Source organism: Pseudomonas sp. TSRC2-2, from assembly GCF_049897785.1.
Classification (GTDB): Bacteria; Pseudomonadota; Gammaproteobacteria; order Pseudomonadales; family Pseudomonadaceae; genus Aquipseudomonas.
Window position 1 is genome coordinate 425725 of record NZ_JAFCWZ010000002.1, and the last position, 10953, is coordinate 436677.

The 10953-nt window shown below is 61.5% G+C and carries 12 protein-coding genes; 6 read left to right on the plus strand and 6 right to left on the minus strand.

The features are described 5' to 3' along the window. Positions 1 to 3: 3 nt before the first annotated feature. Positions 4 to 2148 carry an ATP-dependent DNA helicase DinG gene (gene dinG, locus ACP7D9_RS05050; protein WP_101158381.1) on the minus strand — a complete coding sequence of 715 codons (2145 nt, stop codon included), beginning with the start codon at positions 2146 to 2148 and terminating at the stop codon, positions 4 to 6. Positions 2149 to 2245: 97 nt separating this feature from the next. On the opposite strand from dinG, the gene ACP7D9_RS05055 reads away from it, so the two are divergent. Then, complete coding sequence (locus ACP7D9_RS05055) at positions 2246 to 2704, plus strand: CopD family protein (RefSeq protein ID WP_076566254.1); 459 nt, start codon at positions 2246 to 2248, stop codon at positions 2702 to 2704. Positions 2705 to 2746: 42 nt separating this feature from the next. Here the strand turns inward: ACP7D9_RS05055 and ACP7D9_RS05060 are convergent, their stop codons facing one another. From ACP7D9_RS05060 to ACP7D9_RS05075, 4 genes are all read right to left on the minus strand, one after another. Next, positions 2747 to 3505 (minus strand): collagen-like triple helix repeat-containing protein, encoded by a 759-nt coding sequence (locus tag ACP7D9_RS05060; RefSeq protein WP_312995845.1) that lies wholly within the window; start codon positions 3503 to 3505, stop codon positions 2747 to 2749. Further along, positions 3498 to 3779 (minus strand): DUF1145 domain-containing protein, encoded by a 282-nt coding sequence (locus tag ACP7D9_RS05065; protein WP_042608223.1) that lies wholly within the window; start codon positions 3777 to 3779, stop codon positions 3498 to 3500. The genes ACP7D9_RS05060 and ACP7D9_RS05065 overlap by 8 nt, the downstream gene beginning before the upstream one ends. Positions 3780 to 3939: 160 nt before the next feature. Further along, positions 3940 to 4662 (minus strand): OmpA family protein, encoded by a 723-nt coding sequence (locus ACP7D9_RS05070; RefSeq protein ID WP_101158378.1) that lies wholly within the window; start codon positions 4660 to 4662, stop codon positions 3940 to 3942. Positions 4663 to 4752: 90 nt separating this feature from the next. Beyond that, positions 4753 to 5448: an OmpA family protein gene (locus ACP7D9_RS05075; protein WP_312995840.1), complete on the minus strand. Its 696-nt coding sequence runs from the start codon at positions 5446 to 5448 to the stop codon at positions 4753 to 4755. Positions 5449 to 5647: 199 nt separating this feature from the next. Here ACP7D9_RS05075 and ACP7D9_RS05080 point away from each other — a divergent pair, with 199 nt between their 5' ends. The 4 genes from ACP7D9_RS05080 (at position 5648) to ACP7D9_RS05095 (ending at position 7443) form a co-directional block, all read left to right on the plus strand. Then, positions 5648 to 6145: a DUF6231 family protein gene (locus ACP7D9_RS05080; protein WP_101158376.1), complete on the plus strand. Its 498-nt coding sequence runs from the start codon at positions 5648 to 5650 to the stop codon at positions 6143 to 6145. Between the two features lie 4 nt (positions 6146 to 6149). Continuing rightward, positions 6150 to 6626, plus strand: a complete 477-nt coding sequence (locus ACP7D9_RS05085; protein ID WP_426155996.1) for a YchJ family protein — start codon at positions 6150 to 6152, stop codon at positions 6624 to 6626. 122 nt (positions 6627 to 6748) lie between these two features. Then, positions 6749 to 7234, plus strand: a complete 486-nt coding sequence (locus ACP7D9_RS05090; protein ID WP_101158374.1) for an LEA type 2 family protein — start codon at positions 6749 to 6751, stop codon at positions 7232 to 7234. A gap of 5 nt (positions 7235 to 7239) precedes the next feature. Next, a complete protein-coding gene (locus tag ACP7D9_RS05095) occupies positions 7240 to 7443 on the plus strand; it encodes an SEC-C metal-binding domain-containing protein (RefSeq protein ID WP_003198420.1) in 204 nt (67 codons plus the stop codon). Between the two features lie 147 nt (positions 7444 to 7590). Here the strand turns inward: ACP7D9_RS05095 and ACP7D9_RS05100 are convergent, their stop codons facing one another. Continuing rightward, positions 7591 to 8148, minus strand: coding sequence for a cysteine hydrolase family protein (locus tag ACP7D9_RS05100; protein WP_397478455.1), 558 nt, complete (start codon positions 8146 to 8148; stop codon positions 7591 to 7593). A gap of 201 nt (positions 8149 to 8349) precedes the next feature. Here ACP7D9_RS05100 and ACP7D9_RS05105 point away from each other — a divergent pair, with 201 nt between their 5' ends. After that, positions 8350 to 10800, plus strand: a complete 2451-nt coding sequence (locus ACP7D9_RS05105) for a penicillin acylase family protein (protein WP_426155999.1) — start codon at positions 8350 to 8352, stop codon at positions 10798 to 10800. Positions 10801 to 10953 lie beyond the last annotated feature (153 nt).

Below are 10953 nucleotides of genomic sequence, written 5' to 3' on the forward strand. Positions count from 1 at the left end.
GTCTCAGGATATTTCACGACGGAAAGGCGGCAACGCATTGAGGATCGCCTTGCCGTAGCGCTGGGTGACCAGACGCCGGTCGAGCAAGGTGATGGTGCCGCGGTCTTCTTCGGTGCGCAGCAGACGGCCGCAGGCCTGAACCAGTTTCAGCGAGGCATCGGGCACGGAGATTTCCATGAACGGATTGCCACCGCGCGCCTCGATCCACTCCGACAACGCGGCTTCGACCGGATCGTCAGGCACCGAGAACGGAATCTTGGCGATCACCACGTGCTCGCAATAAGCCCCTGGCAAGTCGACGCCCTCAGCAAAACTGGCCAGCCCGAACAGCACGCTGGAATCACCGCCGTCGACCCGCGCCTTGTGCTTGTTCAGGGTTTCCTGTTTCGACAGGTTGCCCTGAATGAACACTTGCTTGCGCCAGTCACGGTCGAGACCGTCGAACACGTCCTGCATCTGCTTGCGCGAGGAGAACAGCACCAGCGTGCCGCGGGAACCTTCGACCAGATCGGGCAGTTCGCGAATGATTGCCGCCGTGTGGGCAGCGGCATCGCGCGGGTCGGCCTTCAGATCCGGCACGCGCAACACGCCGGCGTCGGCATGATGGAACGGGCTCGGCACCACCGCTGTGACAGCCTTTTTCGGCAGTCCGGCGCGCATGCGGAAGCGGTCGAAAGTGCCCAGCGCCGTCAACGTCGCGGACGTCACCAGGCAGCCGTAAGCGACGTTCCACAAACTGCGACGCAAAGTTTCCGCCGCCAGAATCGGACTGGCGTTGACCTCGATATCGAACAGCGAGCCGCTTTCGGCCAACGTCAGCCAGCGCGCCATGGGCGGGCTGTCTTCCGGGTCTTCGGCGGTGAACGCGGTCCATAATTCCCAGTTGCCGGAAGCACGGGACAACAGGCTGCCGAACAGCGGATACCATTCTTCGGCCTGATTGCTGGCAATGCCGATGTTGACCTCGCCGTCCATGCCTTCCTTGAGCAGGTCGGTCAAACGTTGGAACAGATCGTTGAGGCGGGAAAAGCCTTTTTTAAGCTCGATGCCCATCTCGCGCATGTGCTCGGGAATCACTCCGCCGACGAAGCGATGACGCGGGCGCTCACGGCCTTCGACATCTTCGCCGGGTTTGAAATCGGCGATCTGCTCGCACGCGGTGAACATGAACTGCTGCTGGGTCTTGATCTCCCGCGCCAGCTCCGGCACCTGCTCGATCAGCTTGCCCAGATCGCCCGGCAGCGGATGCTGGGCCAGCAGTTTGGTGAGGTTCTTGGCGGTGGTTTCCAGCCAGTCGGCGGTGGAGCGCAGGCGCGTGTAATGAGCGAAATGGCCGATGGCCTTGTCCGGCAGGTGGTGACCTTCGTCGAACACGTAAATGGTGTCTCGCGGGTCCGGCAGCACGGCGCCGCCGCCCAAGGCCAGGTCAGCCAGGACCATGTCGTGGTTGGTGACGATCACGTCGACCTTGCCCATGCCTTCGCGGGCCTTGTAGAAGGCGCACTGGCCGAAGTTCGGGCAATGACGGTTGGTGCACTGGCTGTGATCGGTGGTCAGGCGCGCCCAATCGGCGTCTTCCAGCGCGTTCGGCCAACTGTCGCGATCGCCGTCCCACTTATTGCCGGCGAGTTTCTCGATCATGCTGGTGAACAGCTTCTGACTGGCCTCGTCGACTTCGATCTTGAAGCCTTCTTCCTCGAACAGCTGCGCGGTGGCGGTTTGCGCGTGGCCTTCCTGCAACAGCATGTCGAGCTTGGACAGGCACATGTAGCGGCCACGGCCCTTGGCCAGGGCGAAACTGAAATTGAGCCCGCTGTTGCGCATCAGATCGGGCAGATCCTTGTAGACAATCTGCTCTTGCAGGGCGACGGTCGCGGTGGCAATCACCAGACGCTTGCCGGCCAGTTTCGCCGTGGGGATCGCCGCCAGGCTGTAGGCCACCGTCTTGCCGGTACCGGTGCCGGCTTCCACCGCGACAATCGCGGGGTCGCCACTGCGCCGGCCTTCGTCATCGGTGTCGATATCCCCGAGGACCTTGGCGATTTCGGCGATCATCAGGCGCTGGCCGTAACGCGGCTTGAGGCTCTTGGCCTCTAGAAAACGCGAATAGGCGCCCTGGATCGTGGTTTTGAGTTCAGTGCTGATCATTGAGTGTCGGGCGCAAAACGCTGGATAAATTTTCAGTGGTTTGATTCGGCGGCTATCATACCCCGCTAATCGATCCTGCGCAGAACGGAGTGACCCAATGACACCTTTTAGCCTCGTTTACCCTCTGCATGTCCTCGCCGCATTGGTGTGGGTCGGCGGTATGTTTTTCGCCTGGATGGTCTTGCGCCCTGCGGCTGTGAAGGCCCTGGACGGCCCCGCTCGCCTGACCCTGTGGGTGGAAGTGTTTCAAGGTTTTTTCCGTTGGGTCTGGGTCGCGGTGATCCTGTTGCCGATCAGCGGCGTGGGCATGTTGCATCTGCAGCAGGTCGGATTTGAAACCGCGCCGAAGTACGTGCAGGTGATGATCGGTTTGTATGTGGTGATGACGGCGCTGTTCATCCGGATTCAGGGGTTGATGCTGCCGGAGTTGCGCAAAGCGGTTGAGGCGAAGGATTGGCCGGCGGGTGCGGCGGTGCTGGGGCGGATTCGCCGGGTGGTGGGGCTCAATCTGCTGGTCGGGTTGGTGCTGGTGGCGGTGGCTGCGGCTCGGCCGTGACCGTTCCCAAGCTCTGCGTGGGAACGATCAGCGGGTTGGCCGTTAAAGGCGCTGCACAGTCACAGCCCCCGCCGCCCCTACCGGCCCAGGCTGACCATCGGCGCCAGCCTTGCCGTTCTTGCCGCCATCAGCGCGGTACACCAGGCAGCCCTTGGATTTACCGCCCTTCCCGGCCTTGCCGCCGACACCCGCCGGGCCGCCGGCGCCGCCAGCCACGTTGACCTTGATCAGCTCGACCGGGAAATCCCGTGGCACGGCCAGGCGCACCAGTGCACCCGGCGCGCCTGGCTGGCCATCGCTGCCATCACTGCCATCGGCGCCGTGACCGGCCGAGCCATAGGTGCAGCCCGGATCTTCACCGTTGCCGCCGTCGAGGCCGACAAAACCTGGCGCACCCCTACCACCACGGGCATCGACCGTCAGTTGCGGCGCGCTCAGGGCCTGAAATTGCAGATTCAGATTGCGCCCGGCCCGGGCAGCTTTTTCGTAAGTGCCGGGGGCGCCACGTGCGGTGATCTGGCTGCCGTCGCTCAATTCAGCACGTTTCACTTTCATCTCCAGCGCCTGCTCAGCCGGAACGATGGCGATGCGTGCTTCATGGCCCAGTCGCAATTCATCAATGTTCAATTCGGTCACGTTGGACGGGATCAGCAGAGTGCCGTAATCGGCGACTTCCAGCTTCTCCAGTTGCAGCGTGCTGGTGGTGTTGGGCAAACGCATCAGCGAATTGCTTTGCACGTTGACCACCTGGGCGCAGGCCAGTGGACTGATGAGTGCAGCGAGCAGGCAGAGTTTACGCATGGGAAGAAGCCTCCGGAGCGGCCGGGGCCGGGATGGTTTGCAGATGGAAAACGCCGAACAACAGGATGCGGCCACGATCACGCCAAGGGTGCGGACGACCCTTGAGGCTGCGGTTGCACAGCAGCACTTCAAGCACATGAATCAGCAACAACAGAGCGCCGGCCAGATTGACCAGCAGATGCAGCGGATGAACAAACGGCACCAGTTGATTGGCCAGTACCACGCAGCAGAACAGCAGGGTCAGCAAACGCCCCAGCCCCCAGAACACCTTCATACGCTCCCCCGTGTTGCGAATTATTCTTTGCACGCACAGTACCGGCTTCTGCGGGGGATAAGCCAGAGGGAAAAATGAAATTTGTGCAAACGCTGATGAAATGGCTGCCGGGGCGACGATCTCGACCCGGCAGCTCTAGCCTGCGTACTACAGACGCTTTCTATCGATTGATGTGCAGCTCGACGCGGCGATTTTCCGCGCGGCCTTCATCGGTGGCGTTATCGGCGACTGGCTCACTTTCGCCTCGGCCCTCGCTGGTAAGCTTGTTCGGCGCCAGGCCCTGACTCAGCAAGTACGCTGCAACGCTGCTCGCGCGCCGCTCCGACAGCGCCTGGTTATAGGCGTCGGAGCCTTTGCTGTCGGTATGCCCGATGACTTTGATGCTGACCACATCGGCATTGCGCAGCTTGTCCATCAAGGTGTCGAGCTGGGCTTTTGCCGCCGGGGTCAGATCGGACTTGTCGAAATCGAACAGCACGTTGCCGGCATCGCTCAGGGTGATTACTTCAGTTTGCGGCGCCGGTTCGACCGGTTTGACTGCGGCCGGATATTGCGGCAGCGGACAGCCACGATGATCGACTTCGGTATTTTCCGGCGTGTCCGGGCACCGGTCACGGCGGTCAAAAACGCCGTCGCTGTCTTCGTCGCCATCCTGGGCGTAACAGATCAGCCCCCCGGCGACGATGCCCAATGCCGCGCCACCACCGGCCCAGCCGGCGCTTTCAATGGCGCCAAGACCGCCGCCGACCAGGCCGCCAAGCAGGCTGCAGATCGGCCACGTACGTTGATTGAGGGGGGCGGTGCCATCGCTGTGAGTGGCACAACCGGTGAGCAAGCTGCCTAGCAGCAGCACCGGCAAGACGGACCTTGAGAAAACACGCATTTGTGAACGCTCCTGTGTACCGGCCCATACCGGTTACACAGGAGTAAAGACCCGCATCCGCGACTGCACAAGCCGTGGATGCGAGAGGGGCTAGCGGACTATTTTGATTTCGGTGCGACGGTTCTGCGCACGACCATCGGCCGACTTGTTGTCAGCGACAGGCTGGCTTTCACCAAGGCCCGACACCGAAACGAAGCTGGCGCGCGGTACGCCCTGCTGGATCAGGTATTCCACCACCGAATGCGCACGCCGATCCGAGAGTTTCTTGTTGTAGGCATCGCTGCCGACACTGTCGGTGTGACCGGTTACGGTCAGTTGCGCGGTAGAGGACTCCTGTTTCAGGCGATCGGCGACCTTGTCCAGCACTTGCTTGTCAGGGCCGGTCAGCGTGGCTTTGTCGAACTCGAAGTGCACATCACGAATGACGATGGTTTCTTCTTTGACCACAACCGCTTCTTCGATCACTGGCGCAGGCGTCGGTGGCGGGCAGCCGTCCGCATCGACCTGTACGCCTTTAGGCGTGCCCGGGCACTTGTCGCGACTGTCCGGCACGCCATCGCCGTCTTCATCGCCATCACCGTGCACCCAGCAATAGGCCGCTGCCGTACCGCCAACAATCAGCGCACCATAACCGGCCCATGAAGCGCTTTCCGTCGCGCCGAGACCGGCACCGACCACGCCACCGACCGCCGCACAGGTCGGCCAGTCGGTCTTCTGCAAACCTGCACAACCAGTCAACACACTGGTTAGCAGAACCAAGGGTAATGCTGTCCGAACTATGCTCATCTAGTGTTCTCCTGAGGGATCGGCTTGAAACCGATTCAGGGAGTAAAGACCGGAGTTTTAATCTCCGCCAGCAATAGGCCACCGCTGTTTGCGACCGTGTTCACAGGGGTTTGCCACTTTTAGTGAAAACCGACGCAACCGGGCGCTTTGCCGCCGCAGTCTGGCAGGCTAGTCTTGGCGGTCTGACTGAGGAGCTTCGATGAACGTCGCCATTTCTTCGCGCACGCCGCAACAGGCGTTGGCCGCTTTGCTGGATCGCTACGCCCCGGCCCGACTGCTGCTGATTGGCGCCAGCGAATTTCCGGCTCTGGATGCCTTCAAACAGGCGCACCCTGACACGCTGGTGGCCCATGCCGCGCCCGGCGCCTTGCCCGCCGAGCTGGCCGCGCAACGTTTTGATCTGGCGCTGGTGGTCGATTGCCTGGAACATTTGCCCAAGCGCGAGGGCCTGAACCTGTTGGGCGGCATCCGCAATCTCAACGCCAGCCGCATCGCGGTGCTGGCGGATCTGGCGGCCAGCGGCTGGCATCAAACCGATTTCTATTCGCTGGCCCTGCAGGCCAGCGAGCGTTTCCAGCGCGACGAGCAGGTGCTGACCCTGTTCACTTACGATCTGCTTGACTACAAACAAGTCCCCGACTGGCTCAATTCGCGTTTTTGGGCCAATCCGGAAAACTTCGGGAAATATTGGTGGTAATGCAATGAGTACAGCCATTTGCCCTTGCGGCAGCGGCAATCTGCTGGATGCCTGCTGCGGCCCTTATCACGACGGCCACCCGGCACCGTGCGCCGAAGCCTTGATGCGCTCGCGCTACAGCGCTTATGTGCTGGGCCTGGTCGACTATCTGGTGGCGACCACCCTGCCCGTCCAGCAAACAGGTTTGAACCGACAATCGATCAGTGACTGGAGCGCGCAGAGCACCTGGCTCGGCCTTGAGGTCGAAAGTTCGGAAGTATTCGGCGGCCAGCCGGAGCACGCCTTCGTCACCTTCACTGCGCGTTGGCACGACAGCCAGGGCGAGCACAGCCACCGCGAGCGCTCCTCGTTCGTGCAGAACGCCGGACGCTGGTATTTCATCGACCCGACGGTACAGATGAAATTGGGCCGCAATGACGGTTGCCCATGCGGCAGCGGGCAGAAGTTCAAGAAGTGTTGTGCGGGTTATTTCGGCGCTTGAAAGCCAAGATCAAAAGATCCCAGCCTTCGCCAGCCTTGACGCAGGATCTGCGCCCATTCTGTAGGAGCTGCCGAAGGCTGCGATCTTTTTAGGTCTAGACTGGCACCAAAGGGAGTAACACCATGCTTGGTCGCCGGCGCACATTACATTTTCTACTGTTGATGCTGATCGTAAACCTCGGCGGCTGTGCCTCGTGGTTCAGCGGTGACAGCGTCGAGCCCACCGTGCATCTGGTGAAAGTCGAGGTGGTGCGGGCCAAGTTGCTCGAGCAGAAATTCATCCTGCATTTTCGCGTCGACAATCCCAACGACAGTGACCTGACTGTGCGTGGCCTCGAATATCGGATTCACCTGGCCGACATGCTGCTCACTGAAGGCGAGCATGAGCACTGGTTTACCGTCGGGCCCAAGCGCAGCGCTTACTTCAAAGTCCCGATCCGCACCAACCTTTGGCCGAAGGTCAAACACGTGGTGAAACTGCTGAAAAATCCGAACCAGCAGATTCCCTATCGATTGCAGGGGGAAATGGAAACCGGTTTATTCATCGCCCACTACGTGCACCTTGAGCGCAATGGCGTGATAATCCCCGCCGATCTAACTCCGGAGTGACCTCGATGACCCAGCAACCCCATGTCCATGGCCCTGACTGCAACCACGATCATGACCACCATCACGATCACGACCATGGCCATGTCCACGGCCCGAACTGCGGCCACGCCCACCAGGAACCGGTGCGCAACGCCCTGAAAGACGTCGGCCGCAACGACCCTTGCCCATGCGGCAACGGCAAGAAATTCAAGAAGTGCCACGGCGCTTGATGCCACGGGCGCAGATCTTCTTCGCCTGACACACCGCTTTCGCGAGCAAGCCCGCTCCCACAGTCAATTGCATTCCTTCTGACGAAATGCGGTCGAGTGCAGGAGCGAGCCTGCTCGCGAAGGCGGCGGCGCCTCCACTAAAAAACTTCAGCCCGCCGCCAGAATCTGCGAAGAGCCGACCACCGTCGCATACTCCCCATCAAGATTGCCCAGCGACATCCCGTGCACCTCTTCAGCACTACGCGGTGTGCCGAAGTAATCAGCCTTGTCGAAAGTAAAGCACGCATCCTCTGCCACCCACGTGTCGAACCCCAAATTGCCTGCGCTGCGCGCCGTTGACTCAACCGAGTTATTGGTCGCGACACCGACAATGATCAATTGGCCAACCCCCGCCTCGTGCAACCGCAGTTGCAGCCCGGTTGCGCAGAACGCGTCCGGCACCTGTTTCTGGATCAGCCATTCACCGTCCTGCGCAACGAAGCGCGGCTGAAACTCCACCCCGGACTGCTCGGGCCAGAACACCGAATCAGGTGAGCGCGACAAATGCTGGACGTGAATTACCGGGCGTCTGGTCCGCCGCCACAGCGCCAATAATTCGAGCATTCTCTCCTCGGCCTGAGGATTATTCCGTCGCCCCAGACGCGGATGCAGAATGCCTTTCTGCTGGTCGATGATGATCAGCGCAGCGTTGCTCTGAAGCTCCATGACGATCTTACTCCTGGCAGGTCTCTGGACTTTTTTCGTAGTTCAACATCAGCGCTTTCTCACAGGCAACTGCCAAGCCTCTGACCGATCAGCCGACAACTGCATAAATAACCGCTCGCCCCGCTTGCGCGGCCCTCGCGCCGTCACTAACGTAGCGGCTTTATTGCGCCCCCAGCCTTATACCCCCGCAGGAGCTTCGCCATGGCCTCGCCAGCCCTTACACATTTTCTTCCCCGGTTCGGCGTTGCCGCAGCAGTGGCCGGTGTCCTCGGCCTGTCCGGTTGCCAGACCTGGAATGCCCAGGACAGCCTGCCACCAACCTCCGGCGTGCAACCGCTCAAGGGCCTGGCGCAGAACGTGTCGGTGAGGCGCAATGCGATGGGCATGCCGCTGATCGAAAGCAACAGCTTCCATGACGCACTGTTCAGTCTCGGTTACGTCCATGCCAGCGACCGCATCAATCAGATGGTCACCCTGCGCCTGTTGGCTCAGGGCCGGCTGGCGGAAATGTCCGGCGCCTCGATGCTCGATGCCGACCGCTACATGCGCGCGGTCAATCTGAAGAAGAGCGCCGGCGAGCTGTACAAGGCCTCGTCGCCACGACTCAAACGCTTCTTCGAAGTGTATGCGCGGGGCGTCAATGCGTATCTGTTCCGCTACGCCGACAAGTTGCCGGGCGACCTCGCCGCCAGCGGTTACAAACCGGAATACTGGAAACCGGAAGATTCGGCGCTGATTTTTGCCCTGCTCAACTTCAGCCAGTCGGCCAACCTGCCGGAGGAAATCCAGTCACTGGTGCTCGCGCAAACCGTGACCACCGACAAACTCGCCTGGCTGACTCCGTCGGCGCCTGATGAAAACCTGCCCGTGGCTGAAGCCGACAAGCTGCAGGGCCTCAAACTCAATGGGCAGATTCCGGGCCTGACGGAACTGAGCAGCGCCAGCCAGCAACTGTCGGCGCTGAACCTGCTCGGCACGCCGACTGCGAACAACTGGGCGATCGCCCCGCAACGCAGCCGCAGCGGCAAGAGCCTGTTGGCCAGCGACGCGCACGGGCCACTGGCCGCGCCGTCGTTGTGGAGTTTCGTGCAGATCCGCGCGCCGAAATATCAGGCCGCCGGCGTCACGGTTGCCGGTCTGCCGATGGTGCTCGGCGGCTTCAACGGCAAAGTGGCGTGGAGCATGACCAGCGTGCTTGGCGATAACCAGGACTTGTTCCTTGAGAAAATTCGCCGTCAGGGCAGCAGCCTCGCTTATGAAGTCAACGGCAAATGGCAGCCGCTGGGTGTGCGCAACGAAACCTACTTTGTCAAAGGCCAGCGACCGATTCGCGAAGCCGTATACGAAACCCGCCACGGCGCGCTGCTCAACAGTGCCCAGGCAGCGGCGCAGGGCAGCGGTTTCGGCCTCGCTTTGCAGACACCGAGTTTCACTGACGACAAATCGCTGGACGCCTTCTTCGACCTGACCCGCGCGCAGAACGTCGAGCGCGCATCGGACGCCAGTCGCGAAATCCGCGCCATTACCCTGAATCTGGTGTTTGCCGATGCGAGCAATATCGGCTGGCAGGTCACCGGGCGCTTCCCCAACCGTCGCGAAGGTGAAGGCCTGCTGCCCTCGCCGGGCTGGGACGGTCGCTACGACTGGGACGGTTACGCCGACCCGATGTTGCACCCCTACGATCAGGACCCGGCGCAAGGCTGGCTCGGCACCGCCAACCAACGGGTCATCCCCGACGGCTACGGCATGCAGTTGTCGAAATCCTGGGCGGCACCGGAGCGTGGCGAACGCTTGGCGGAAATGGCTGGCAGCGGCAAGCACGACAGCCGCAGCGTGATCGCCATGCAGTACGACCAGACCACCACCTTCGCCGCGAAATTGAAAAAAGTCTTCGAAGCACCGGGCATGAAGCAGCCGCTGAAACAGGCGATCGACGCCCTGCCGGAAGCCGAGCGGAGCAAGGCTCGCGAAGCGTTCATGCGTTTGATGGCCTTCGACGGCAAGCTCAGCCCGACCTCGGCGGATGCGGCGATTTATGAACTGTTTCTGCAGGAAAGCATGAAGCAGATTTTCCTCGACGAACTGGGGCCAGAGTCGAGCCCGGCGTGGAAAGCCTTTGTCGCCAATGGCGATCTGTCCTACGCAGCGCAGGCTGACCATCTCCTGGGACGCGAGGACAGTCCGTTTTGGGATGACCTGCGCACGCCGCAGAAGGAAGATAAATCGGTGATTCTTGCCCGCAGCCTCGCTGCGGCGATTACGGCTGGCGACAGTCAGTTGGGCGGCGATCATCGCGCCTGGCAGTGGGGCAAATTGCACAGCTATGCGTGGAAGAACAGCAACGGTCAGACTGTGCGCGGGCCGCTGGCGGCCGGTGGCGACCACACCACGCTGAACAGCTCGGCGTTTGCCTGGGGCCAGGACTTCGTCACCGCGCGCGCGCCGTCGATGCGCTTTATCGTCGACTTCGGCCAGAGCGAACCGCTGATGGCGCAGAACGGTACGGGGCAGTCGGGCAATCCACTGAGTCCCAACTACCTGAACGGGATCGATGCGTGGCTCAAGGGTCAGTACATCGGCCTGCCGATGCAGCCGCAGAACTTTGAGCGGGTGTATGGCAAGACACGGTTGACCCTGACTCCCGGCAAGTAACAGCTGCAACCTGTGGGAGCGGGCTTGCTCGCGAAAGCGTCCTGTCAGTCGATACCGGTATCGTCTGAAACACCGCTTTCGCGAGCATGCCCGCCCCCACATGGCCTTTGCGTAGCACTTCAAAACCGATCGAACTTCCAGACTCACGCCCGC